21 protein-coding genes are annotated in these 24,237 nt (G+C 70.7%); 6 read left to right on the forward strand and 15 right to left on the reverse strand.

Annotated elements, in window-relative coordinates; genetic code table 11:
• Positions 1–3 precede the first annotated feature (3 nt).
• Together ACFVU2_RS11775 and ACFVU2_RS11780 are read right to left on the reverse strand one after the other, a co-directional pair.
• Positions 4–606: a histidine phosphatase family protein gene (locus ACFVU2_RS11775; protein ID WP_025158355.1), complete on the reverse strand. Its 603-nt coding sequence runs from the start codon at positions 604–606 to the stop codon at positions 4–6.
• A gap of 39 nt (positions 607–645) precedes the next feature.
• Complete coding sequence (locus ACFVU2_RS11780) at positions 646–1,992, reverse strand: M16 family metallopeptidase (protein WP_387874196.1); 1,347 nt, start codon at positions 1,990–1,992, stop codon at positions 646–648.
• A gap of 196 nt (positions 1,993–2,188) precedes the next feature.
• Here ACFVU2_RS11780 and ACFVU2_RS11785 point away from each other — a divergent pair, with 196 nt between their 5' ends.
• Positions 2,189–2,773: a TetR/AcrR family transcriptional regulator gene (locus tag ACFVU2_RS11785; RefSeq protein ID WP_387874198.1), complete on the forward strand. Its 585-nt coding sequence runs from the start codon at positions 2,189–2,191 to the stop codon at positions 2,771–2,773.
• 108 nt (positions 2,774–2,881) lie between these two features.
• On the opposite strand, the gene ACFVU2_RS11790 is transcribed toward ACFVU2_RS11785, so the two are convergent.
• The 8 genes from ACFVU2_RS11790 to ACFVU2_RS11825 all read right to left on the reverse strand — a co-directional run bounded on the left by ACFVU2_RS11790 (position 2,882) and on the right by ACFVU2_RS11825 (position 11,780).
• Positions 2,882–3,946 carry an aldo/keto reductase gene (locus ACFVU2_RS11790; protein WP_387874201.1) on the reverse strand — a complete coding sequence of 355 codons (1,065 nt, stop codon included), beginning with the start codon at positions 3,944–3,946 and terminating at the stop codon, positions 2,882–2,884.
• A 194-nt stretch (positions 3,947–4,140) separates the two neighbouring features.
• Entirely contained in the window at positions 4,141–4,956 is an 816-nt protein-coding gene (locus ACFVU2_RS11795) for an HpcH/HpaI aldolase/citrate lyase family protein (RefSeq protein WP_387874202.1), read from the reverse strand.
• A complete protein-coding gene (locus tag ACFVU2_RS11800) occupies positions 4,953–5,438 on the reverse strand; it encodes a MaoC family dehydratase (protein ID WP_387874204.1) in 486 nt (161 codons plus the stop codon). The genes ACFVU2_RS11795 and ACFVU2_RS11800 overlap by 4 nt, the downstream gene beginning before the upstream one ends.
• Complete coding sequence (locus ACFVU2_RS11805) at positions 5,435–6,082, reverse strand: CoA transferase subunit B (RefSeq protein WP_387874205.1); 648 nt, start codon at positions 6,080–6,082, stop codon at positions 5,435–5,437. The genes ACFVU2_RS11800 and ACFVU2_RS11805 overlap by 4 nt, the downstream gene beginning before the upstream one ends.
• Entirely contained in the window at positions 6,079–6,840 is a 762-nt protein-coding gene (locus tag ACFVU2_RS11810) for a CoA transferase subunit A (protein ID WP_387874208.1), read from the reverse strand. The genes ACFVU2_RS11805 and ACFVU2_RS11810 overlap by 4 nt, the downstream gene beginning before the upstream one ends.
• A gap of 58 nt (positions 6,841–6,898) precedes the next feature.
• Positions 6,899–8,113: an acyl-CoA dehydrogenase family protein gene (locus ACFVU2_RS11815; RefSeq protein WP_387874211.1), complete on the reverse strand. Its 1,215-nt coding sequence runs from the start codon at positions 8,111–8,113 to the stop codon at positions 6,899–6,901.
• The gene (locus ACFVU2_RS11820) at positions 8,110–10,164 is read right to left on the reverse strand and encodes a biotin carboxylase N-terminal domain-containing protein (protein WP_387874212.1); all 2,055 of its coding nucleotides are present in this window, start codon (positions 10,162–10,164) and stop codon (positions 8,110–8,112) included. The genes ACFVU2_RS11815 and ACFVU2_RS11820 overlap by 4 nt, the downstream gene beginning before the upstream one ends.
• A gap of 53 nt (positions 10,165–10,217) precedes the next feature.
• Positions 10,218–11,780, reverse strand: a complete 1,563-nt coding sequence (locus tag ACFVU2_RS11825) for a carboxyl transferase domain-containing protein (protein ID WP_387874214.1) — start codon at positions 11,778–11,780, stop codon at positions 10,218–10,220.
• A gap of 96 nt (positions 11,781–11,876) precedes the next feature.
• Between ACFVU2_RS11825 and ACFVU2_RS11830 the strand changes: the two genes are divergently transcribed.
• Both ACFVU2_RS11830 and ACFVU2_RS11835 read left to right on the forward strand, forming a co-directional pair.
• Complete coding sequence (locus tag ACFVU2_RS11830; protein ID WP_387874216.1) at positions 11,877–12,491, forward strand: TetR/AcrR family transcriptional regulator; 615 nt, start codon at positions 11,877–11,879, stop codon at positions 12,489–12,491.
• Between the two features lie 87 nt (positions 12,492–12,578).
• A complete protein-coding gene (locus tag ACFVU2_RS11835) occupies positions 12,579–15,194 on the forward strand; it encodes a penicillin acylase family protein (RefSeq protein WP_387874219.1) in 2,616 nt (871 codons plus the stop codon).
• A 42-nt stretch (positions 15,195–15,236) separates the two neighbouring features.
• Here ACFVU2_RS11835 and ACFVU2_RS11840 read toward each other — a convergent pair whose 3' ends face one another.
• The 4 genes from ACFVU2_RS11840 to ACFVU2_RS11855 form a co-directional block, all read right to left on the reverse strand.
• Positions 15,237–16,574, reverse strand: a complete 1,338-nt coding sequence (locus ACFVU2_RS11840) for a citrate synthase (protein WP_387874220.1) — start codon at positions 16,572–16,574, stop codon at positions 15,237–15,239.
• A 130-nt stretch (positions 16,575–16,704) separates the two neighbouring features.
• Positions 16,705–17,823: a succinyldiaminopimelate transaminase gene (dapC, locus tag ACFVU2_RS11845; RefSeq protein ID WP_387874223.1), complete on the reverse strand. Its 1,119-nt coding sequence runs from the start codon at positions 17,821–17,823 to the stop codon at positions 16,705–16,707.
• Position 17,824: 1 nt separating this feature from the next.
• The gene (gene fdxA / locus ACFVU2_RS11850) at positions 17,825–18,145 is read right to left on the reverse strand and encodes a ferredoxin (RefSeq protein WP_021762463.1); all 321 of its coding nucleotides are present in this window, start codon (positions 18,143–18,145) and stop codon (positions 17,825–17,827) included.
• Between the two features lie 68 nt (positions 18,146–18,213).
• A complete protein-coding gene (locus ACFVU2_RS11855) occupies positions 18,214–18,639 on the reverse strand; it encodes a hypothetical protein (RefSeq protein ID WP_387874227.1) in 426 nt (141 codons plus the stop codon).
• Between the two features lie 100 nt (positions 18,640–18,739).
• On the opposite strand from ACFVU2_RS11855, the gene efeU reads away from it, so the two are divergent.
• From efeU to efeB, 3 genes are all read left to right on the forward strand, one after another.
• Complete coding sequence (gene efeU, locus ACFVU2_RS11860; protein WP_387874229.1) at positions 18,740–19,603, forward strand: iron uptake transporter permease EfeU; 864 nt, start codon at positions 18,740–18,742, stop codon at positions 19,601–19,603.
• 77 nt (positions 19,604–19,680) lie between these two features.
• A complete protein-coding gene (gene efeO, locus ACFVU2_RS11865; protein WP_387874232.1) occupies positions 19,681–20,862 on the forward strand; it encodes an iron uptake system protein EfeO in 1,182 nt (393 codons plus the stop codon).
• 7 nt (positions 20,863–20,869) lie between these two features.
• A complete protein-coding gene (gene efeB, locus ACFVU2_RS11870) occupies positions 20,870–22,183 on the forward strand; it encodes an iron uptake transporter deferrochelatase/peroxidase subunit (protein WP_387874234.1) in 1,314 nt (437 codons plus the stop codon).
• 82 nt (positions 22,184–22,265) lie between these two features.
• On the opposite strand, the gene typA is transcribed toward efeB, so the two are convergent.
• Complete coding sequence (gene typA / locus ACFVU2_RS11875) at positions 22,266–24,182, reverse strand: translational GTPase TypA (protein ID WP_387874236.1); 1,917 nt, start codon at positions 24,180–24,182, stop codon at positions 22,266–22,268.
• Positions 24,183–24,237 lie beyond the last annotated feature (55 nt).

Below are 24,237 nucleotides of genomic sequence, written 5' to 3' on the forward strand. Positions count from 1 at the left end.
CGATCAGACCGGCTGCAGCTCCGGGAGCCCGGTGCGCAGCTCGACCGGGAGGTGTCCCAGGTCGTTGTGGACCACGAGCACCGGTGGCTTCGCCGAACGCACCCGGATGATGGTCAGGCCGCAGTTCGCCTGGTTCAGCCCGAGCCACCGCCAGGCGGGGGCGTCGAAGACGTGGCGCACGAACCAGCCGATGACGAAGTTGTGGGTGACCAGGAGGTCGTGGCGGTCGCCCAGCGCGGGCGTCAGGAACTCCCCCACCGCGTCGTCCATCTGAGCGCGCCCCGCTTCGATCTCGGCCTCAGTCACCGAGCCGAAGAACGACTCGAACGCTTTCGGCATGTCGGGCGTCGGACCCGACGGGATGCAGTCGAACAGCAGGCTCGACGGCTCCGGCTCCAGAGCCGGCATCCGCTCGGCCATGATCGACGCGGTCTCGGCGGCACGCACGAGCGGCGAGTGGTACATGGCGGTGAACGGGATGCCGCTCAGTCGTTCGGCGATCAGCTGCGCCTGCCGCTTGCCGCGAGGGGAGAGCGGGCCGTCGGGGAGACCATGTTCGGCGTCCTGCTGCTCGCCGTGACGGACGAGGTAGAGGTAGTGGGGCACCGGGAGACCTTTCGGAAGAGGATGTCGTCGAGCGGAGGATCAGGGGGCGAGACCAACGAGGAGATCGTCGGTCACACTCCCCACCGCGGAGACCGAGACCGGGCGGTCGGCCAGGTCGCGGGCGAGGTCGCGCACGTCGTCGGCGGTGACGAGATGCAGTCGACGGAGGCTTTCGTCGAGGTCGGCGAACTCGCCGAGGCTGATCTCGGCGCGGCCGAGACGGGACATGCGGGTGTCGGAGTCCTCGAGGGCGAGGGCGGCGCCACCGGAGAGCTGGCCGACCGCGCGGCGCAGCTCGTCGGGGGTGATCCCGTCGTCGGCGAGGCGGTGCAGTTCGGCGAGCATCAGCTCGGCGACCTGGCGGGCCTTGGCCGGCGCGCAGCCCGCGTAGAGCCCGAAGATGCCGGCGTCGGAGTAGGAGCCCGAGAACGAGTAGACGGCGTAGGCCAGCCCGCGGCGCTCCCGGATCTCCTGGAAGAGGCGGGACGACATCCCGCCGCCGAGCACGGAGTTGAGGACGCTCATGGCCGTGCGGCGCGGGTCGGTCGCCACGATCCCGGGGACGCCGATCAGGAGGTTGGCCTGCTCGGTCGGCCGCTGCACGGTCACGAGGGCGGCGCCGCGCCGGATAGGTGCGGCGGCGGAGGAGCGGCGGGCGACGGGCGCGGCCGTCACCGCGGGATCCCAGCCGGCGGCCGCGAGCGCACGGACGACCCCGTCGACGAGCAGGTCGTGGTCGACGGCACCGGCCGCCGTGATGACCAGGTCCTGCGGCCGGTAGTTCGCCCGGTAGTGGGACCAGACCGCGTCCCGCGAGGCCTCGCGGATCGTCTCGGGGCGACCGCCGATCGGGCGGCCGAGCGGGTGCTCGCCGAGCACCGCGGAGAAGAGCCGCTCGTTGGCGACGTCGGCCGGATCGTCCTCGGCCATCGAGAGCTCCTCGAGGATGACGCCGCGCTCGTTCTCGAACTCGACCGGGTCGAGCAGCGACGACGTCAGCATGTCGCCGATGACCTCCACCGCCATCGCGAGGTCGCGATCCTGCACCTTGGCGTAGTAGCAGGTGTACTCCTTCGCCGTCATCGCGTTGTGCTCGCCGCCGACGGAGTCGAACGAGATCGCGATGTCGAGGGCGTTGCGGGAGGGCGTCCCCTTGAAGAGCAGGTGCTCCAGGAAGTGCGTGGATCCGAGGCTCCCCGGTGCGTCCGTCTCGTCGCGCGAGCCCACCGCGACCCAGTAGCCGAGGGTGGCGCTGCGCGCACCGGGCACCTGCTCGCTGAGGACGCGGACGCCGCTGGGGAGGACGGTTCGGCGGACCAGCGCCTCGCCGGATGCGGCGAAAGTGAGGTCGGCCAGACCGAGAGGGAGGTCGACTGCGCTGTTCATCCCCCCCAGCCTACGCCAGTGCCTCCGGAATGCCTGAGACTCTTCAATGAGGACAAACAGACTGGTCTGTCTACCTATATACTGGACTCACCACCCGGACCGGTCGCATCCCCCCGGACCCCGTCCCGACCGGTCCGGTGGTTCCCATCCCTGTGGAGGCGGTCACCGCCTCCCGCTACAGAAGGAGTCGCGCCCGATGGTCGTAAGTGCCCGAGCGACGATCCGGCCGCCTGCGCCGTCGAAGGTCAAGATCCTCGCAACCGCGGACGAGCTGTTCTATCAGGAGGGCATCCACACCGTCGGCGTGGACCGCATCATCGCGGGAGCGCGGGTGACGAAGGCGACCTTCTACAAGCACTTCCGCTCCAAGGACCTCCTCATCATCGCGTACGTCGAGGGCCGCGACCGCCAGGTGCGCGAGTGGTTCACCGCACGCGAGCAGGAGGGCGACGACCCGCGCGAGATCGCGCGGGCGCTGGTCGACTCCATCAACGACGAGGCGATCCGCCCCGGTTTCCGCGGCGATCCGTTCATCAACGCGGCCGCGCAGTTCGCCGATGAGAACCACCCGGTGCGCATCGCCGTCACCGCGCACCGCGATTGGTATGCCAAGAGGATCGAGCAGCTCTTCCGCGACCTGGGGCACCCGCGCCCCGGCGACGCCGCGGACGACCTGATCCTCGCGCGCGACGGCGCCCTGGCCGGCGGCTACGTGGGCGACCCGATCGCTGCAGGAGCCGCGCTGCACCGCTCCCTCGAGCGCATCCTCGGCGAGAAGTAACTCCGGAGTTCTCGCGCGGCGCGCCGCTCCGTTCACTGGCCGCACGGAGTTCCGGGGCCGGTCGGCGCACATCTTCCGGAACAGGCAGATGCGGGGCGGCAGCCTCGGTTACTCGGAGACGCGGTCCAGGTCGAGCATCTGGGCGCGGGTCAGCCGGATGCCGGCTGCGACCATGAGCGCGTCCACCTGCTCGGGCCGGCTGGCGCTCGCCACCGGTGCCGCGATGCTGCGCTTGGCCAGCAGCCAGGCGATCGCGATGCTGGCCGGCGCGACCGCGTGCTCGGCGGCGATGCGGTCGACCACGGCGAGCACGCGCTGGCCGCGGCGGTTGACGTACGCGGAGGCGCGCACGCTCCGCGCGTCGGCCGTGAGGTCTCCCTTGGAGCGGTACTTGCCGGTGAGGAAGCCGTTCGCGAGCGCGTAGTACGGCATCACCGACAGGCCCTGCGCCGCGGCGACGATGCGCAGCGCGCTCTCGAACTCGGCCCGGTGCATGAGGTTGTACTGGGTCTGGATGGCGACGAACTTGGGCAGGCCGGAGGACGCCAGGATGCGCGCCTCGATGAGCCGGTCCGCACTGAAGTTGGAGGCGGCGAGGTAGCGGACCTTGCCGGACTCGATGAGCCACTCGGCGGTCGCGAGGCTGTCCTCCAGCGGGACCTCGGTGTCGTCGTCGTGGAAGTAGAGCAGGTCGATGCGATCGGTCTGCAGACGCTCGAGCGACGCCTCGACGGCGCGCACGATGCTGACCGAGCCGAGCCCGGGGTTCTCGTGGTGCCGGCCGACCTTGGTGGCGACCACGACGTCGTCGCGGTTGCCGCGCTCGCGCATCCACTTGCCGATGAGGACCTCGCTGCGGCCGCCGACGTAGCTGTCGGCCGTGTCGATGAAGTTGCCGCCGAGGGCCGCGAACCGGTCGAGGATGGCCAGCGAGGTGTCGCCGTCGGCCGTCCAGCCGAAGACGCTCGCGCCGAGCGACAGGGGGTAGACGGTGAGATCGCTCTCGCCGATGCGGCGCGGGGCGATGATCGAGAGGGGCGCCGTGCGCTCCAGCGCGGGATCGATGTCGAGCGGGCCCCCGGTGTCGGTCGAGGGCTCGACGATCGGCGTCGCGACCGGGGCGGTGCGGAGGCCGACCGTTTCGAGCAGACGCAGGGGAAGCAGCTGCGGCATGTCATCCCCCTGCACCCGATCCTGCCGCTGACCGGCTGGATCGTACTGTCGAATCGATTCGAGAACGGTCTTCTCCCGAACGGTACTTGCAGATTACGGCAAACCTCCGACGCGGCGACGGGGAAACGGGTGAACTGCGACAGAAACCTAGATCACGGTTTCATCACGTTCGGGACCGCCGTCGCCGACGCCCCCTACCGCGTCGCGCGCCGCACGACCGCGCGGGCGTGGGCGAGGACCGGGCCGTCGACCATGCCGCCGCGGAAGCGGAACACCCCTCCCCCGGCCTCCTCGGCCGCGGCCAGCAGCTCGCGCGCAGCGGCCTCCTGCTCGCCCGTCGGACGATAGGCCGAGCGGATCGTGTCGACCTGGCCGGGGTGGATGCACGCCGTCGCGGCGAAACCGACGGCGACGGCGTCCTCCGCCTCCGCCCGCAGCCCGGCGTCGTCCGCGATGTCGAGGTGGACGGTGTCGACGGCGTGCACGCCTGCGGCCCCGGCCGCGAGCAGGACCGCGGATCGGGCGTGACGCGCGACGTCGCGGTACGAACCGTCGGGGTGCCTGCTGGATGTGCCGCCCAGCGAGGCGACCAGATCCTCCGCCCCCCACATCAGCGCCAGCACGTTGCCGGCCCGCGCGAGCTCCGGCGCGGCGAGGACTCCGGCGGCGGTCTCGCAGAGCGCGATGACCTCCATGCCGTCGAAGGCGGCCAGGTCGGCGGCCCGCTCGGCCTTCGGGAGCATGACCGCCCGGTACGGCGTCATCTCCAGAGCCGCGAGGTCGGCGTCGTGATCGCGCCCGCCCGCCGGGTTCACCCGGACGATGACCCGGGCCGGGTCGAGGTCGGAGGCGGCGAGCGCCTCGCGGGCGGCGGTGCGGCGGGAGGGGTCGACCGCATCCTCCAGATCGAGGATGACCGCATCGGCGCGCTCGAGCGCCTTGGCGTAGCGGTCCGGCCGGTCCGCCGGGCAGAACAGCAGCGCAGGCCCCCACGGGAAGACGCGGGTCACGTCGCCGCCTTCTCGTGGGCCTCCCGGCACCAGACCATGACCTGACGAGTCGCCGTGGCGACGACGACGCCGTCCTGGTTGCGCCCGGTGTGCTCCAGCGTGACGATCCCCTGGCCGGGCCGCGAGGCGGAGAGGCGCTTGGCGGTCACGACCGTCTCGGCGTAGAGGGTGTCGCCGTGGTGCATCGGGTGCGGGAAGACCACGTCGGAGAAGCCGAGGTTGGCGACGATGGTGCCCTGGGTGAGCTGCGCGACCGACGAGCCCACCAGGGTGGAGAGGGTCAGCATCGAGTTGACGAGCCGCTCGCCGAACGGCTGGCGGGCCGACCACGCCGCGTCGAGGTGGAGTGCCTGGGTGTTCATCGTGAGCGTGGTGAACAGCACGTTGTCGGCTTCGGTGAGGGTGCGCCCCGGTCGGTGCAGATAGCGGGTCTCGAGGTCGAGCTCCTCGAAGTAGAGCCCGCGCTGCTCGACCTCCCTCACGATGCCTGCTCCAGCTGCACCGACAGCGGCGCACCGGTGGCGGCGACGACCTCGTCGACCGACACCCCCGGTGCGACCTCGCGCAGTACCAGGCCGTCGGGCGTCACGTCGATGACGGCCAGGTCGGTCACGATGCGGTCGACGCAGCCCGAGCCGGTGAGCGGGAGGGTGCACTCGCGCAGGATCTTCGGCCGGCCCTCGCGGTCCAGGTGCTCCATCATCACGATGAGCCGTTTCGCGCCGAACACGAGGTCCATCGCACCGCCCATCCCCTTGACCATCTTGCCGGGGATCATCCAGTTGGCGAGGTCTCCGGTCTCGGACACCTCCATGGCGCCGAGGACGGCGACGTCGACGTGGCCGCCGCGCACCATCCCGAACGACAGGGCCGAGTCGAAGTAGGCGGCGCCCCGCTCGACGGTCACCGTCTCTTTGCCGGCGTTGATGAGGTCGGGATCGACGTCGGCGTCCGCGGGATACGGGCCGACGCCGAGCACGCCGTTCTCGGAGTGCAGGATGACCTCCACGCCCTCGGGGATGTAGTTCGGGATGAGTGTCGGCATGCCGATGCCGAGGTTGACGTACTGGCCGTTGCGCAGCTCGCGCGCCACCCGGGCGGCGAGCTCGGTGCGGGCGAGGCTCATGGGCGGTTCCCTTCGGCGACGGTGCGGCGTTCGATGCGCTTCTCGACCCCGGGCGCGTGCACGACCCGCTGGACGAAGATGCCCGGGCAGTGCACCGAGCCGGGATCGATCTCGCCGGGCTCGACCAGCTCCTCCACCTCGGCGATCGTGATGCGGCCGGCCATCGCGGCGAGCGGGTTGAAGTTCATCGCCGCCGCGTGGAACACCAGGTTGCCGTGGCGGTCGCCCTTCGCTGCGTGCACCAGCGCGAACTCCGGGCGGAGCGACTCCTCCAGCACGTAGTCGGCGCCGTCGAAGGTGCGCACCTCTTTGGGCTCCGATGCGACCGCGATCGTGCCGTCGGGTGCGTACCGGCGGGGCAGGCCGCCCTGGGCGATCTGCGTCCCGACGCCCGCCGGAGTGTAGAACGCCGGGATGCCCGCACCGCCGGCGCGCAGCTTCTCGGCGAGAGTGCCCTGCGGCGTGAGCTCGACCTCCAGCTCCCCCGAGAGGAACTGCCGGGCGAACTCCTTGTTCTCTCCGACGTACGAGCTGATCATCTTGCGGATGCGGCGCTCGGCGAGCAGGAGACCGAGTCCCCAGTCGTCCACGCCGCAGTTGTTGCTGACCACCTCGAGGTCGGTCGTGCCCGCCTCCAGCAGCGCTCCGATCAGGGCGCTCGGGATGCCGCACAGGCCGAATCCGCCGACCGCGAGACTCGCGCCGTCGCCCACGTCGGCGACGGCCTCCGCCGCGGTGGCCATCGTCTTGTCGATCACGCCGGTCCTCCTTCTCTCACCATCGAGCTGCTGTCATTGTCGCGCACGGGGACCGGGCTCAGGAGGTGAACCCGAGAGCCCGCGAGATGACCATGAGCTGGACCTCCGAGGTGCCCTCGCCAATCTCCAGGATCTTCGAGTCGCGGTAGTGCCGGGCGACCGGGTTCTCGTTGAGGAAGCCGTAGCCGCCGAAGATCTGCGTCGCGTCACGCGCGTTGTCCATCGCGGCCTCGCTGGCGGTGAGCTTGGCGATGGAGGCCTCCATCTTGAACGGCGTGCCCGCCATCAGCTTGAAGCAGGCGTCGTAGTACGCCAGCCGTGCCGCGTGCACCCGGGCCTGCATCCGGGCGAGCTTGAAGGCGATGTGCTGGTTGGAGCCGATCGGGCGGCCGAACACGTTGCGCGTCTTCGCGTAGCGCAGCGCCTCCTCCAGGCAGCCCTGCGCCGCACCGGTGCAGAGGGCCGCGAAGGCGACCCGGCCCTCGTCGAGGGTGGCCACGAAGTTGGCGTAGCCCCGGCCGCGCTCCCCCAGCAGGTTCGCCTCCGGGACGTGCACGTCGGTGAGCGTCAGCGGGTGGGTGTCCGAGGTGTGCCAGCCGACCTTGTCGTAGACGGGTTCGGCGACGAAGCCCGGCGTGCCGGAGGGGACGATGATCGCCGACAGCTCCTTCTTGATCGAGCCGTCCGCACGCCGCTCCTCCCCCGTGACGGCGGTGATCGTCACCAGGGCCGTGATCTCCGAGCCGGAGTTGGTGATGAACTGCTTGGTCCCGTCGATGACCCACTCGCCGTCGCGGAGGACGGCGGTCGTCTTCGTGCCGGACGCGTCCGACCCGGCGTCGGCCTCGGTGAGCCCGAACCCGGCGAGCGCCTCGCCGCGGGCCAGCATCGGCAGCCAGCGCTGCTTCTGCTCCTCGCTGCCGCTGCGGAAGATCGGCATGGCGCCGAGGCCGACGCCGGCCTCCAAGGTCACTCCGATGGACTGGTCGACGCGGCCGAGCTGCTCGACGGCGAGGCACAGCGAGAGGTAGTCCTTGCCCTGGCCGCCGTACTCGACCGGGAAGGGCAGGCCGAAGAGTCCCATCCGCCCCATCTCGGCGATGATGCCGTACGGGAGGCTGCGCTTGGTGTCGTACTCGTAGGCGGCGGGCGCGACGACGGTGTCGGCGAAGTCGCGCACCTCGTCCCGCAGGGCGCGCTGCGCGGCGGTGAGCTCGAAGCCGGTGACATCGGAGTCGGCGGCGACGCTGCGCCCGGTCATCTGCATGGTCATGGGGTTCCTGTCTCTTGTGGTGACTGTCCATGGGGTTCCGCGTCGTCCGGCGATGGTGTCGCGTCGACGTGGGCGACGAGCTGATCGAGTCGCACGAGGTCGCCGGGGGCGACCTGCACGCGCACGACGCCCGAGATCGGGGCGAGGAGACGGTGCTCCATCTTCATGGCCTCCACGACGGCCACGGTGTCGCCGGCCACGACGGGGTCGCCGTCGGCGACCGGCACGGCCACGACGGTCCCCGGCATCGGGGACCGCAGTTCGGGATGCGCGGCGGCGTCGCCGCGCTCGACCGCGGCCAAAGTGTCGGCCAGGCGCTCCTCGCGGGTGCGCAGGCGCAGCCCGCGGGTGCGGCCGTCGCCGGCCACCCAGACGGTCGCGCCGTCCACCGCGACGTCGTAGCCGGCGGTGACGCCGTCGACGGTGAGGATCGCCCGGTCGGGCTCACCCGGCCGACCGCCCCGGACGGTGAGCTCCGTCGTGTGCTCGCGATCGGCGACCCGGACGCGCGCACCGCCGTCGGTCACGGCGACGGCGTGACCGTCGACGTCGTAGCCGACCGGCCGGGAACCCGCCATCCGCCAGCCGGTGGGGGCGCCCCACAGGGCACCGGCCCCCTGCGGTGCCGACGCGGACCGCGCGCGGTGCGCCAGCAGGGCGGCGAGCACGAGCTCGGCGACGGAGGCCGCGGCCGGTTCGCGGTCGGAGTGACGACGGTCGATGAGCGTGGTGTCCATCGTGCCGTCGACGACATCCCGATCCGCGAGCAGATCCCGCAGCCATCCGACATTGTTCGTCGCGCCCAGGATGCTCGTCCCGGCGAGGGCGGCATCGAGGCGGGCCAGCGCCAGGGGGCGGTCGTCGCCCCAGGCGACGATCTTCGACAGCATCGGGTCGTACTCGGTCACGACGTCGAGCCCGGCGACGAGACCGCTGTCGACGCGCACGCCCTCCCCCGCCGGCTCGCGCAGGGCGAGCACGCGTCCGCCACCCGGCAGGAACCCCCGATCGGGGTCCTCGGCGTAGACGCGTGCCTCGACGGCGTGCCCGCTCAGGCGCACATCGCTCTGCGCGAAGCCGAGCGGCTCGCCCGCGGCGATGCGCAGCTGCCACTCCACCAGATCGAGTCCGGTCACCAGCTCGGTCACGGGATGCTCGACCTGCAGCCGCGTGTTCATCTCCATGAAGAAGAACTCGCCGGGAGCATCCGCTGAGACGAGGAACTCCACGGTGCCCGCGCCGACGTAGTCGACGCTCGCAGCCACGCGGCATGCCGCCGCACCGATCCGCGCGCGGGTCTCGCCGTCGAGGAGCGGCGACGGCGCCTCCTCGATCACCTTCTGGTGGCGGCGCTGGAGGGAGCACTCGCGCTCGCCGAGGTGGACCACCGTGCCGTGCGTGTCGGCCAGCACCTGCACCTCGATGTGCCGGGGGGCGTCGACGAGGCGCTCCAGGAAGAGGGTGTCGTCGCCGAAGGCGGAGGCGGCGACCCGGCGGGCGGTGCGCAGCGCCTCCGGGAGGTCGTCCGCGTCGCGCACGGCCTGCATCCCCTTGCCGCCGCCGCCCGCGGACGGCTTCACCAGCACCGGGAATCCGATCCGCTGCGCGGCGGCGATCAGGGCCTCGTCGTCGAGCTCGGGTTCGGCGATGCCCGGGATCGTCGGCACGCCGTGCGACTCGACCTCGCGTTTCGCCGCGATCTTGTCGCCCATGACCTCCAGGGCGCGGACTCCCGGGCCGACGAAGACGACGCCCGCAGCGGCGCACGCCTGGGCGAGCTCCGCGTTCTCGGAGAGGAATCCGTACCCGGGGTGCACGGCGGAGGCGCCTGTCGCGGTCGCGGCGGCGACGATGGCGTCGACGTCGAGGTAGCTCTCGCGTGCCGCGGCGGGGCCGAGCCGCACGGCGACGTCGGCGAGCGCCACGTGCGGGGCGTTCCGGTCGGCGTCGCTGTACACCGCGACCGAGCGGATCCCGAGCCGGCGCAGGGTGCGGATGACGCGGCACGCGATCTCGCCGCGGTTGGCGACGAGCACGGAGGGGAAGGGCACTGACGGGAAGGGAACGGAAGAGGAGGGAGCGGGAGAGGTCACGGTCACGGCGATCACATCCGGAAGAGCCCGAAGGCGGTGTCGGGGAGCGGGCTGCGGGAGCAGACGTCGAGCGCGAGCCCCAGCACGGTGCGGGTCTCCGCCGGGTCGATCACGCCGTCGTCCCACAGCCGGGCGGTCGAGTAGTAGGGGTCGCCCTGCTCTTCGTAGCGGGCGGCGATGGGAGCACTGAACGCCGCCTCGTCGTCGGCGCTCCACTCCTCGCCGTCGCCCTCGAGCTGGTCGCGCTTGACGGTCGCGAGCACGCTCGCCGCCTGCGCGCCGCCCATCACGGAGATCCGCGCGGCCGGCCACATCCAGAGGAACCGGGGCGAATAGGCACGCCCGCACATCGAGTAGTTGCCTGCACCGAACGAGCCCCCGATGACGACGGTCAGCTTGGGGACGCGGGCCGTCGCGACCGCGGTGACCATCTTCGCGCCGTTCTTGGCGATGCCGCCGGCCTCGTAGTCGCGTCCGACCATGAAGCCGGAGATGTTCTGCAGGAACAGCAGCGGGATGCCGCGCTGGTCGCACAGCTCGATGAAGTGCGCTCCCTTGAGGGCGGATTCGCTGAAGAGCACCCCGTTGTTGGCGACGATGCCGACGGGGTGGCCGTGGATGCGCGCGAAGCCGGTGACGAGGGTCGTGCCGTACTCCGGCTTGAACTCGTGCAGCCCGCCGGCGTCCACGATGCGGGCGATGACCTCGTGCACGTCGTACGGCGCCTGGACGTCGACGGGGACGACGTCGTACAGCTCCGCCTGGTCGGCCTCCGGCTCCTGCGCGGGCAGCACCTCCCAGGCCGGTGCCGCGGGCGGCGGCAGGGTCGCGACGATGTCGCGCACGATGGCGAGCGCATGCTCGTCGTTCTCGGCGAGGTGGTCGACGACGCCGGAGGTGCGGGCGTGCAGGTCGCCCCCGCCGAGCTCCTCGGCCGTGACGATCTCGCCGATCGCGGCCTTCACGAGGGGCGGCCCGCCGAGGAAGATCGTGCCCTGGTTGCGCACGATCACGGTCTCGTCGCTCATGGCGGGCACGTACGCGCCTCCCGCCGTGCAGGAGCCGAGCACGGCGGCGATCTGCGGGATCTTCGCCGCCGAGAGCCGGGCCTGGTTGTAGAAGATGCGGCCGAAGTGGTCGCGGTCGGGGAAGACGTCGTCCTGCATCGGAAGGAACGCACCCCCGGAGTCCACCAGGTAGATGCACGGGAGGCGGTTCTCCAGGGCGATCTCCTGCGCCCGCAGATGCTTCTTGACGGTCATCGGGTAGTACGTGCCGCCTTTGACGGTGGCGTCGTTGCAGACCACCATCACGTGCCGTCCGCGGACGAGCCCGATGCCGGCGATCACTCCGGCCGACGGGCTCTCGTCGCCGTACATCCCCGTGGCCGCGAGCGGCGCGATCTCGAGGAAGGGACTGCCCTCGTCGAGGAGGGTGTCGATGCGGTCGCGCGGGAGCAGCTTGCCACGGGCGACATGACGCTCGCGCGAGCGCTCCGGACCGCCCGCCGCCGCGACGGCGAGGCGCTCGTGCAGCTCGGCGACCAGCTCGCGCTGGGTGGTGGTGGCGGGCATCGTGCTCCCTGTCGTCGTCGACATTCGGTTAGTAGTCGCTAACCCGTTTTTAGGTTAGTGTTCATTAACCCAAATGTCCAGCCATCCGGAGACCGCATGACCGACCTCGACGCACCCGGCCGCCCCACCCAGCGCAGCCAGGCCAAGGCCGACCGGCGCGCCGCGCTGCTCGACGCCGCCGCCGGGCTGTTCGCCGATCGCGGCTACAACGGCGTCTCCATCGAGGACCTCGGATCGGCCGTCGGCGTCAGCGGCCCGGCCGTGTACCGCCACTTCGCCTCCAAGCAGGCCGTGCTCGCGGCACTGCTCGTCGGGGTGAGCGAGAGCCTGCTCGACGGAGGCACGACGGTCGAGCAGGACAGCGGCGACCCGGCGGGAGCCCTGCGCGCCCTCATCGCCTTCCACGTCGACTTCGCACTCGGCGCCCCGGACACCATCCGCGTGCAGGACCGCGACCTCGAGGCCCTCCCCGAGGAGGACCAGCGCGAGGTCCGGCGGCTCCAGCGCCGCTACGTCGAGCTCTGGACCCGGGTGCTCGGCGCGCTCCACCCCTCCCTCGCCCCCGACGAGCTGCGGGTCCGCGTGCAGGCGACCTTCGGACTGATCAACTCCACCCCGCACTCGACCCGCGTCGGCTCGTCGCACGTCGCCGACGCCGAGGTGCGCCCGGTGCTGGAGCGGATGGCCTGGGCGGCGCTGACCTCCCGCTGAGTCGAGACCGGGTCGCAGCCGAAGCGCTGCCGCGACGTCACCCGCGTGGGTTAGGGTCCAAGGACAGCACCGAGCTCGAGGAGGGACGTGGGCGACGACACCCCGCGACTGCGACGGCACCACCGGGTCCTTCGGGTGGTGGGCGGTGTGCTCGCGGTGCTCCTGGTCGTCGCGGCCATCGCCGGCGGCGCCGGATTCTGGACGGTGACGCGCTCCTTCCCGCAGACCTCCGGATCGCTCGACGTCCCCGGCCTCCAGAAGCCCGTCACGGTCTACCGCGACAGCGCGGGCGTCCCCCAGATCGTCGCGTCGACGGCCGACGACCTCTTCCGCGCGCAGGGCTTCGTGCACGCGCAGGACCGCTTCTGGGAGATGGACTTCCGGCGCCACGTGACCGCAGGGCGCCTCTCGGAGATGTTCGGTGCGAGCCAGGTCCCGACGGACACCTTCATCCGCACCCTCGGCTGGCGCCGTGTCGCCGAGCAGGAGGTGAAACTCCTCGACCCGACGGCCCTGCGGTACTACCAGGACTACGCCGACGGAGTGAACGCCTACCTCGCCACGCACTCGGGAGCCCAGCTGAGCGTCGAGTACGCCGTCCTCGGCCTCCAGAACCCCGGCTACCGCCCCGAGAAGTGGACGCCGGCCGACTCCATCGCCTGGCTGAAGGCGATGGCCTGGGACCTCCGCTCCAACCTCGAGGAGGAGGTGGACCGCGGACTGCTCGCCGCCACCCTCACCCCGCAGCAGATCGCGGACCTCCATCCCGGCTACGACTACGCGGCGCACCCGACCATCACCGCGGAGGGCGGCGGCGACCCGGCCCGGACGACCCCCGATGCGGTGGCAGCGGGCTCCGCGACGGATCCCGGAGCGACGGCGGATGCCGGCGCTCTCGCCACGGCACCGCCGTCGGACTACCGCGCACAGCTGGAGCAGGTGTCGGCGAGCCTGGAGTCGCTCCCCCGCCTGATGGGGCCGGCCGGGAGCGACATCGGCTCCAACTCCTGGGTCGTCTCGGGCGCGCTGACCGCCACGGGCAAGCCGCTGCTCGCCAACGACCCGCATCTCGGGGCCTCGCTGCCGTCCGTCTGGTACCAGGTCGGCCTGCACTGCGCGACGGTGGACGCGCAGTGCCCGTTCGACGTCAGCGGGTTCGGGTTCTCCGGCTTCCCCGGCGTCGTCATCGGCCACAACGACCGCATCTCCTGGGGTTTCACGAACCTCGGGCCCGACGTCGCCGACCTCTACGTCGAGAAGGTCAGCGGGGACACCTACGAGTACGACGGCGCACAGGTGCCGCTCGACGTCCGGCGCGAGACCATCAGGGTCGCCGGCGGCGCAGACGTCCCCCTCACGATCCGGTCCACCCGGCACGGCCCCATCATCACCGACCTCAGCGACGGGTACGCCGCGATCGCGAAGGATCAGGCCGGCAAGCTCGGCATCCCCGCACAGCAGTTCCAGTTGTCCCTGGAGTGGACCGCCCTCACACCCGGGCCGACGGCCGGGGCGATCTTCGCGTTCGACACGGCGCACGACTGGGCCGGCTTCCGGGCTGCGGCGGCGGAGTTCCAGGTGCCGTCGCAGAACCTCGTCTACGCCGACGTGGACGGGCACATCGGCTACCAGGCGCCCGGCAGCGTTCCCATCCGGGCCGCAGGTGACGGCACCGTGCCGGTCCCCGGCTGGACGAGTCAGTACGGCTGGGTCGGCACCGTGCCGTACGACCAGCTCCCCTCGGTGCTCGACCCGCCCAGCGGCTACATCGTCACCGCCAACAACGCCGCCGTCGGACCGGACTACCCGGTGATGATCACGCGGGACTGGGAGTACGGCTACCGGGCCAACCAGATCGCCGTGCGCCTGCAGGGGCTCATCGCCTCGGGGAAGAAGGTCACCGCGACGCAGATGGCCGCGATCCAGGGCGACACCTACGATGCGAACGCCGCGACGCTCGTGCCCCTCCTGCACACTGTCGGGGAGGCGGCCGACCCGACGTCGGGCGTCGCCCGCGGGGCCGCGCTCCTCGCGGGCTGGGACTACCACGACGATGCCGACAGCGCCGCCGCCGCCTATTTCAACGTGTTCTGGAAGAACCTCCTGCACGATGCGTTCGGGCGCAAGCTCCCGTCGACAGCCCAGCCGACGGGCGGCGACCGCTGGTTCGCCGTGACGCAGAACCTGGTCGCGCAGCCCGATTCGCCCTGGTGGGCCGACTCGGAACTGGGCACGAGCGACCGCGACTCGATGATCGCCCGCGCGGCCGACCAGGCGTGGACGGAGGCGCGCTCCCTGATGGGCGACGATCCGTCACGCTGGCGCTGGGACCGCATCCACACGCTCACCCTCACGAACGCCAGCCTCGGCGAATCGGGCATCGGTCCGGTGGAGTGGCTCCTCAACCGCGGACCGTATCCGATCGGGGGCAGCGCGAGCGTCGTGGAGGCGACCGGGTGGGACGCCTCAGTGGGTTACGGAGCCGACCGGGTCCCGTCGATGCGCATGGTCGTCGACCTGGCCGATTTCGACCGGAGCCGCTGGATCAACCTCGCCGGGGCCTCCGGTCACGCGTTCGACCCGCACTACACCGATCAGACCGATCTCTGGGCGGCGAACAAGACCCTGCCTTGGGCCTTCAGCCGCGCGGCCATCGCCGCAGCGGCCGCACAGACGCTCACCCTGCGCCCGGCGTCGCGCTGACGCGCGCCTCGTCGAAGACGACCGGATGCCGGGCCGCTCGGCTCAGCGGTCGATGGGCCAGGAGCGCTCGGGGCTGCCCGTGTAGAGCTGCTGCGGGCGGCCGATCTTCGTGGCCGGGTCGAGGTTCATCTCACGCCAGTGGGCGATCCAGCCCGGCAGCCGGCCGATCGCGAAGAGCACGGTGAACATGCGGGTCGGGAAGCCCATCGCCTTGTAGATCACACCGGTGTAGAAGTCCACGTTCGGGTAGAGCTTGCGGTCGATGAAGTACTGGTCGGCCAGCGCGACCTCCTCCAGCTCCTTCGCGATGTCGAGCAGCGGGTCGTGCACACCCAGCGCGGCGAGCACTTCGTCCGCCGACTGCTTGACCAGCCGGGCGCGGGGGTCGAAGTTCTTGTAGACGCGGTGCCCGAAGCCCATCAGCTTGACGCCGGACTCCTTGTTCTTCACGCGCTCGACGAACTTCTGGACACTCTCGCCCGAGTCGCGGATACCCGCGAGCATGTCGAGCACGGCCTCGTTCGCGCCGCCGTGCAGCGGCCCGTAGAGGGCGTTGATGCCCGCGGAGACGGAGGCGAACAGATTCGCCTGGGTGGAGCCGACGAGGCGCACGGTCGAGGTGGAGGCGTTCTGCTCGTGGTCCTCGTGCAGCATGAGCAGACGCTCGAGCGCACGGGAGAGGACCGGGTTGACCTCGTACGGCTCGGCGAGCGTCCCGAAGTTGAGGCGCAGGAAGTTGTCGACGAAGCTCAGCGAGTTGTCCGGGTACAGGAACGCCTGACCCAGGCTCTTCTTGTGCGCGTACGCGGCGATGACCGGCAGCTTGGCGAGCAGGCGGATGGTGGAGAGCTCGACCTGCTCGGGGTCCGAGACGCTCAGCGAGTCCTGGTAGAAGGTCGAGAGCGCGGAGACGGCGCTCGAGAGCACCGACATCGGGTGCGCGTCGTGCGGCAGCGCACTGAAGAATCGGCGCAGGTCTTCGTGGAGCAGGGTGTGACGGCGGATGCGCTCGTCGAAGTCCGCGAGCTCGGCCGGCGTCGGCAGCTCGCCGTGGATCAGGAGCCACGCCGTCTCGAGGAACGAGGAGTTCTCGGCGATCTGCTCGATCGGGTAGCCGCGGTAGCGCAGGATGCCCTGGTCGCCGTCGATGTAGGTGATCGCGGAGCGCGTCGCCGCGGTGTTCACGAAGCCGTAGTCGAGGCTCGTCAGCCCGGTCTGCCGGGTGAGGCTGGAGAGGTCGATGCTCGACGCGCCCGAGGTGCTCGGCAGGATGGGGAACTCGGCCACGCCTCCCGGGTAGCGGAGCTCGGCGACGGGCGCCTCGCCCTCGACGGAGCCGACACGCTCCGCCGGTGCATTCTCGGTGCCGAGTCCAGTCACAACGCCTCCAGGTCTTGGGGTTGGCATAACCACGCGCGCCGATCGTGGCAGCGCTGCAATCATTCGTGCGGGTACAGCCTAACGAACGCGCGCGGCTACTGTCGCATCGCGCAAAGCCGAGGGCCTCGCGTTAGAGGGAGTCTCCAAACGCGCGCAGACGCGCGGCCCCCGCGGCGATCCGTTCGTCGGTCGCGGTCAGCGACAGCCGCACGTGCTGAGGGTAGGCGTCGCCGTAGAAGTGACCGGGGCCGGCCAGGATGCCGAGGTCGGCGAGACGGCCGATGCTCTCCCAGGCGTCGCGGCCCTCCGTCGCCCAGAGGTACAGGCCCGCCTCGCTGTGGTCGATGCGGAAGCCGGCCGCCTCGAGCGCGGGACGCAGCTGCTCGCGACGGGCGCGGTAGCGCTCGCGCTGCACCGCGACGTGCTCGTCGTCTCCCAGAGCGACCACCATCGCGGCCTGCAGCGGGGAGGGCAGCATCAAGCCGGCGTGCTTGCGCACGTTGGTCAGCCTCCCGACGACCGTGCGGCAGCCCGCCACGAAGGCGGCGCGGTAGCCGGCGAGGTTGGACTGCTTGCTGAGGGAGTACACGGCGAGGATGTTGCGGCGGTCGTCTCCGATCACGCGCGGGTCGAGCACGCTCGGGATGCGCTCGCCGTCCCACGGGGAGTCCCAGCCGAGCTCGGCGTAGCACTCGTCGCTGGCCAGGTAGGCGCCCAGCTCCCGGGCGCGGGCGACGGCCGCACGCAGCTCCTCGACCGACAGCACCCGGCCGTCGGGGTTGCCCGGGCTGTTCAGCCAGATCAGACGCGTGTTCTCGGGCCACTCGGCGGGGTCGTCGCTGGCGAGCGCATCGGCGCCCGCCATCGCCGCGCCGATCGCGTAGGTGGGGTACGCGGCGCGCGGGTGCACCACGACGTCGCCCTCCCCCAATCCCAGGAGGAACGGCAGGAAGGCGACGAGCTCTTTGGACCCGATCGTCGGGAGCACGTTGTCCACGGTAAGCCCGGGGACGCCGCGCCGGCGCGCGAACCAGTGGACGATCGCCTCGCGCAGCGCCGGAGTCCCGACCGTCTGCGGGTATGCGTGCGCGTCCGTCGCCTCGGCGAGCGCCGCGCGGATCAGATCGGGCGTCGCATCCACCGGCGAGCCGATGGAGAGATCGACGATGCCGTCGACGTGCCCGCGGGCACGCGCGGCGTACGGGGCCATGAGATCCCAGGGGTAGTCCGGGAGCTCCTTCAGCGCCACGTCAGTGCGCCTGAGGCGGCAGGGCGGCGATGACGGGGTGGTCCTTGGCGATGACGCCGACCTTGGCCGCGCCGCCGGGCGAGCCGATGTCGTCGAAGAACTCGACGTTGGCCTTGTAGTAGTCCGCCCACTCCTCGGGGAGGTCGTCCTCGTAGTAGATCGCCTCGACGGGGCACACGGGCTCGCAGGCGCCGCAGTCCACACACTCGTCGGGGTGGATGTAGAGCGACCGTTCACCCTCGTAGATGCAGTCGACCGGGCATTCGTCGATGCAGGCGCGGTCTTTGACGTCCACGCACGGGAGGGCGATGACATAGGTCACGGTGTTTCTGTTCCCTTCGCGAGAGCTACGAGAGCTACTCGCCTAGCTTATTCCGAAATGGATTCGGCTTATTCCGAAATGGATTCGGCGGATTCCGCGGCAGGCCCGGGAGCCGGGGCGGCTGCTGCGGGCCGCGCGTCCCGGCGGCGGAGGTCGGGCCACGCGATCACGATGGCCGCGATCAGCAGAGGGGCGACGAGCCAGATCTGACCGGGCAGGGTGTTCGGGATGAGCACCGAGCCTCCCGGGCTCTGCTGGGTGAAGAGCAGGATCGTCCCGATCGCGCCGAGCGCGGCGAGGATCGCGGGAACGCGGGTCTCGGCGAGCAGCCGCAGCCCGACCAGCAGCAGGGTGAACGCCAGCAGGCTGCCGACGAGCCCGAGCGGGATGCTCACACCCCAGGTGACGTCGATCTGATGCGCCACCGTTCCGACCGCCCCGACCAGGATGCCGGCCAGCACGAGCAGGACGGCGTTGAGGATCCGGCTGAGCATTCTCGCATCCTATCTGGACAGATCGAGAGGGCAGGACGTACTCTCGAATCGGTAAGGTTAGCCTTACCAATCCCCTCCCCCTCTCTCAGCAAGGTCCTCTGTGCTCGCGAACTACCTGATCGGCCTCCGCGAAGGCCTCGAGATGGCGTTGATCGTCACCATCCTCATCGCCTATGTCGTCAAGGTCGGCCGGAAGGACGTGCTCTCCAAGCTCTGGGTCGGCGTCGGCATCGCCCTCGTCGTCCCGCTCGGGATCGGCGCCCTGCTCACCTGGGGGCCCTACGGTCTCAGCTTCCAGGCGCAGGAGATCGTCGGCGGCGGCCTCTCCGTGGTCGCGGTCGGCTTCGTGACCTGGATGATCTTCTGGATGGGCAAGACAGCCCGCTCGATGAAGTCCCTGCTCCACGACAAGCTCGACTCCGTGCTCGTCGGCGCGGGCTGGGGCGTCGTCATCCTGGCGATGCTCAGCGTCGGCCGCGAGGGCATCGAGACGGCCCTCTTCGTGTGGGCCACCGTCGACAGCGCCGGCGGAGGCTGGGAGCCGTTCGTGGGCGCCGTGCTCGGCCTCCTGACGGCGGCCGTGCTCGGCTTCCTGCTCTACCGAGGAATGGTCCGCATCAACCTCGGCACCTTCTTCGCCTGGACCGGCGCCTTCCTGATCCTGGTCGCCGGCGGCGTGCTCGCCTACGGGATCGGCGACCTGCAGGAGGCGGGCGTGATCCCGGGCGCCGGCATCCACGCCTACGACATCAGCGCGGCCATCCCCGCCTCGAGCTGGTACGGCACCGTGCTCGCCGGGGTCATCAACTTCAACCCGTCGCCCACCTGGTTCCAGGTGATCGCGTGGTTCGGCTACATCCTCATCGTCTCGTTCTTCTACATCCGCGCCCAGCGGGCGGCCCACCGGAAGCCCGCGGCCACCGGCCCGGCCGGGAAGACGGCCGGGACGCCTGTGGCGTCCTGACGGGCCCCGCACCACCACAGCACCGCATTCCACAGCACCGCATTCCACAGCACCCGAAGAGAAAGCACAGCACTCACATGGCTCGATACCGTCCGCTCGGCGTCATCGCCGGCAGCATCGCCGGCGCCGCCGCCCTCGCCGCCGCCCTGACGGGGTGCGTCCCGAACAAGGCCACCGCCGAGGCCGAGGCGATCTCTGTCACGCTCACCGACGACAGCTGCACCGTGTCGACCGCGACGGCCCCGTCGGGTCCGGTCACCTTCCAGGTCACCAACAAGGGCACCGACGTCAACGAGTTCGAGGTGCTCGCCCAGGACAAGCTCCGCATCGCCGGCGAGAAGGAGAACATCGGCCCGGGCACGACCGTCAACTACGTCGTGCAGCTCGCCGAGGGCGACTACTTCACCGCCTGCAAGAAGGGCATGGTCGGCAGCCCCACCTCCGTCACGGCGTTCTCCGTGACCAAGGGTGCGGCCGACACGAAGACCGCGAGCGAGAGCAAGCAGGTCGCGCAGGCCGTCACCAACTACACCAGCTACGTGAAGGACCAGGCCGGTCAGCTCCTCACCGCGACGAAGGCGTTCGCCGCCTCGTACGAGAGCGGCGACGACGCGGCCGCGCAGGCCCAGTACCCCGCCGCCCGCATGTTCTACGAGCGCATCGAGCCCACCGCCGAGCAGTTCGGCGACATCGACCCGGCCCTGGACCTGCGCGAGGCCGACCTCGAGGCCGGCCAGGACTGGACCGGCTGGCACCGTATCGAGAAGGACCTCTGGGCACCGGCCGGCTTCACCGCCTCCGACGCCGCAGGCCGCAAGGTGCTCGGCGACCAGCTCGTCGCCGACACCCAGAAGCTCTACGACCTGGTCTACGCCAAGGACTTCACCCTCACCCTCGATCAGATCTCCAACGGCGCCAGCGGTCTGATGGAGGAGGTCTCGCGCAGCAAGATCACCGGCGAGGAGGAGACGTTCTCGCACACCGATCTGTGGGACTTCAAAGCGAACGTCGAGGGCGCCGAGGTCGCATACGGAACCGTCCGTGACATCCTGTTGGAGAAGGGCAGCACCGGCAAGAGCACTGCGAAGACGCTCGACACGGAGTTCGCCGCGATCGACAAGCTGCTCGCCCAGTACACCTCGGGCGACGGCTACGTCAGCTACACCGAGCTCACCACCGAGCAGGTGAAGGAGCTCTCCGACGAGGTCAACGCCCTCAGCGAGCCGCTCAGCCAGCTGACGTCGATCCTCGTCAAGTAGGAGGCGCGTGAGCGAGGAAACACCCGTCGAGCGCCCGGAGTCCGCCGAGGACCCCGGGCGCTCCGGCCTGTCCCGGCGGGGCCTCCTAGGCCTCGCCGGTCTCGGCGTGGGAGCCGGGGTCGTCGGATTCGGCGCCGGGATCGCCGTCGACCGCGCCGTGTCCGGAGCGCAGGCCGATGCAGGCGCCGTCCACCCGTTCTACGGCGAGCACCAGGCCGGCATCACGACGGCCGTGCAGGACCGCCTGCATTTCGCGGCGTTCGACGTGCTCCCCGGCATGGACCGCGCCGGACTGATCGAGCTGCTGCGCGACTGGACCGTCGCCTCCGCCCGCATGACGCAGGGCAAGGCGGCCGGGAAGTACGGTCCGGCGTCGGGACCGGCGGACCAGCCGCCGGACGACACCGGTGAGGCGCTCGACCTCCCCCCGGGCGGACTGACGCTGACGTTCGGGTTCGGCCCGACGCTCTTCACGACGGCCGACGGACAGGACCGATTCGGCATCGCCTCCCGGCGACCCGCAGCCCTGGTCGACATCCCCCACTTCCCCGGCGACGCCCTCGTGGAGTCGGCGAGCGGCGGCGACCTCTGCATCCAGGCGTGCAGCGAAGACCCGCAGGTCGCCGTGCACGCCATCCGCAACCTCTCCCGCATCGCCTTCGGCCGGGCGGCGATCCGCTGGTCGCAGCTCGGGTTCGGCCGCACGTCGTCGACGTCACGCAGCCAGGTGACCGCCCGCAACCTGTTCGGCTTCAAGGACGGCACCGCCAACATCAAATCGGAGGACCCGAAGGTCGTCGACAGCCAGGTGTGGGCCGCAGGGTCCGACGGCGCCGGATGGATGGAGGGCGGCTCCTACCTCGTCGCCCGCAAGATCCGGATGGTGATCGAGAACTGGGACCGCCAGCAGCTCGGCGAGCAGGAGCGCATCATCGGTCGCGACAAGGGCGAAGGCGCGCCGCTCTCGGGTGGGACCGAGTTCAGCGACCCGAATTTCCTCGCGCTCGCCCCCGACGGCGGCACGAAGATCGACCCTGACTCGCACGTGCGGCTCGCCCACCCCACGATGAACGACGGCGCGCAGCTGCTGCGCCGCGGCTACAACTTCGTGGACGGCAACGACGACCTCGGGCGGCTCAACGCGGGACTGTTCTTCATCGCCTTCCAGCGCGATCCGCGCACGCAGTTCATCGCCATCCAGTCGCGCCTCTCGCGCAGCGACCTGATGAACGAGTACCTCAAGCACGTCGGCTCCGGCATCTTCGCCGTACCGCCCGGCGCGGCCGAGGGTTCGTACGTGGGGGCTCCGCTCTTCTCATAGCGCCCACCTTCGTGCCGAATGCGCGAAAAGGGGCGGGGATTCGCGACATTCGTCACGAATCCCCGCCCCTTCGTCGTCGGCGCTACGCGTCCTGGCGCTTGAGGCGCGCGGCGGCACGGCCGCGGGCGGTGGCGTCGAGCTCGACCTTGCGGATGCGCACGGCCTCCGGGGTCACCTCCACGCACTCGTCCTCGCGGGCGAACTCCAGGCACTCCTCGAGCGTCAGCTGACGCGACGGCGTCATCGACTCGAAGTTGTCGGCCGTCGACTGACGCATGTTGGTCAGCTTCTTCTCCTTGGTGATGTTCACGTCCATGTCGTCGGCGCGCGAGTTCTCGCCGATGACCATGCCCTCGTAGACCTCCTCCGTGGGGTTCACGAAGAAGGTCATGCGCTCCTGGAGCGCGATGATGGCGAACGGGGTGACCACACCGGCGCGGTCGGCCACGATGGAGCCGTTGCTGCGGGTGACGATCTGGCCGGCCCACTCGTCGTAGCCCTGCGAGATCGCGTTCGCGATGCCGGTGCCGCGGGTGGTGGTCAGGAACTCGGTGCGGAAGCCGATGAGGCCCCGCGACGGGATGATGAACTCCATGCGGACCCAGCCGGTGCCGTGGTTCGCCATGTTGTCCATGCGGCCCTTGCGCGCTGCGAGCAGCTGCGTGATCGCGCCGAGGTACTCCTCGGGCGCGTCGATCGTGAGGTGCTCGAACGGCTCCTGGAGCTTGCCGTCGACGCGCTTGGTGACCACCTGCGGCTTGCCGACGGTGAGCTCGTAGCCCTCGCGGCGCATCTGCTCGACGAGGATCGCCAGCGCGAGCTCGCCGCGGCCCTGGACCTCCCACGCGTCCGGACGGCCGATGTCGAGCACGCGGAGCGACACGTTGCCGATGAGCTCGCGGTCGAGGCGGTCCTTCACCATGCGGGCGGTGAGCTTGTGGCCCTTGATCTTGCCGACCAGCGGGGACGTGTTCGTGCCGATGGTCATCGAGATCGCGGGCTCGTCGACGTGGATGGCCGGAAGCGGCCGGATGTCGTCGGGGTCGGCGAGCGTGTCGCCGATCATGATGTCGGCGAAGCCGGCGACGGCGACGATGTCACCGGGGCCCGCGCTCTCGGCCGGGTAGCGGTCGAGCGCCTTGGTGATCATGAGCTCGGTCACGCGCACGTTGTGCACGTCGCCGTCGTGGCGCACCCAGGCGACGGTCTGGCCCTTGCGGAGCGTGCCGTTGAAGATGCGGAGCAGGGCGAGACGACCGAGGAACGGCGAGGCGTCGAGGTTGGTCACGTGGGCCTGCAGCGGCGCCTCGGGGTCGTAGCTCGGGGCCGGGATGTGCTCGAGGATGGCCTCGAAGAGCGGCTCGAGGTCGTCGTTGTCGGGCAGCTCGCCGTTGGCGGGCTGGTTGCGGCTCGCGGCGCCGGCACGGCCGGACGCATAGACCACCGGCACGTCGAGGATGGCGTCGAGGTCGAGGTCGGGGACGTCGTCGGCGAGGTCGCTCGCGAGACCGAGGAGCAGGTCCTGGCTCTCGCTCACGACCTCCTCGATGCGGGCGTCGCTGCGGTCGGTCTTGTTGACCGCGAGGATGACGGGGAGCTTGGCCTCGAGCGCCTTGCGCAGCACGAAGCGGGTCTGCGGGAGCGGGCCCTCGCTCGAGTCGACCAGGAGCACGACGCCGTCGACCATGGACAGGCCGCGCTCGACCTCGCCGCCGAAGTCGGCGTGGCCGGGGGTGTCGATCACGTTGATGGTGATCGGACCGTTGGCGGCGTGCTTGCCCTTGTACGAGATCGCCGTGTTCTTGGCGAGGATCGTGATGCCCTTCTCACGCTCCAGCTCGTTGGAGTCCATCGCACGCTCTTCGACGTGCTCGTGGTCACCGAACGAGTTCGTCTGGCGCAGCATGGCATCGACCAGCGTGGTCTTGCCGTGGTCGACGTGGGCCACGATCGCGACGTTGCGCAGATCGTCGCGGTGGGCGACGGCGTTCTCGGACATGCGTGAAGGCTCGACTCTCGTCAGGTGGTTTTCGGGGAACGGTCCATTCTATCCC

The sequence above is a fragment of the Leifsonia sp. NPDC058194 genome (assembly GCF_042883605.1).
Classification (GTDB): Bacteria; Actinomycetota; Actinomycetes; order Actinomycetales; family Microbacteriaceae; genus Leifsonia.

Excerpts from the sequence above, each read along its gene's own strand:
- ACFVU2_RS11855 (WP_387874227.1), bottom strand. The coding sequence starts at position 18,639 with ATGCTCAGCCGGATCCTCAACGCCGTCCTGCTCGTGCTGGCCGGCATC.
- ACFVU2_RS11785 (WP_387874198.1), top strand. The coding sequence starts at position 2,189 with ATGGTCGTAAGTGCCCGAGCGACGATCCGGCCGCCTGCGCCGTCGAAG.
- ACFVU2_RS11825 (WP_387874214.1), bottom strand. The coding sequence starts at position 11,780 with ATGCCCGCCACCACCACCCAGCGCGAGCTGGTCGCCGAGCTGCACGAG.
- efeO (WP_387874232.1), top strand. The coding sequence starts at position 19,681 with ATGGCTCGATACCGTCCGCTCGGCGTCATCGCCGGCAGCATCGCCGGC.
- ACFVU2_RS11815 (WP_387874211.1), bottom strand. The coding sequence starts at position 8,113 with ATGACCATGCAGATGACCGGGCGCAGCGTCGCCGCCGACTCCGATGTC.
- ACFVU2_RS11830 (WP_387874216.1), top strand. The coding sequence starts at position 11,877 with ATGACCGACCTCGACGCACCCGGCCGCCCCACCCAGCGCAGCCAGGCC.
- ACFVU2_RS11780 (WP_387874196.1), bottom strand. The coding sequence starts at position 1,992 with ATGAACAGCGCAGTCGACCTCCCTCTCGGTCTGGCCGACCTCACTTTC.
- ACFVU2_RS11805 (WP_387874205.1), bottom strand. The coding sequence starts at position 6,082 with ATGAGCCTCGCCCGCACCGAGCTCGCCGCCCGGGTGGCGCGCGAGCTG.
- typA (WP_387874236.1), bottom strand. The coding sequence starts at position 24,182 with ATGTCCGAGAACGCCGTCGCCCACCGCGACGATCTGCGCAACGTCGCG.
- ACFVU2_RS11790 (WP_387874201.1), bottom strand. The coding sequence starts at position 3,946 with ATGCCGCAGCTGCTTCCCCTGCGTCTGCTCGAAACGGTCGGCCTCCGC.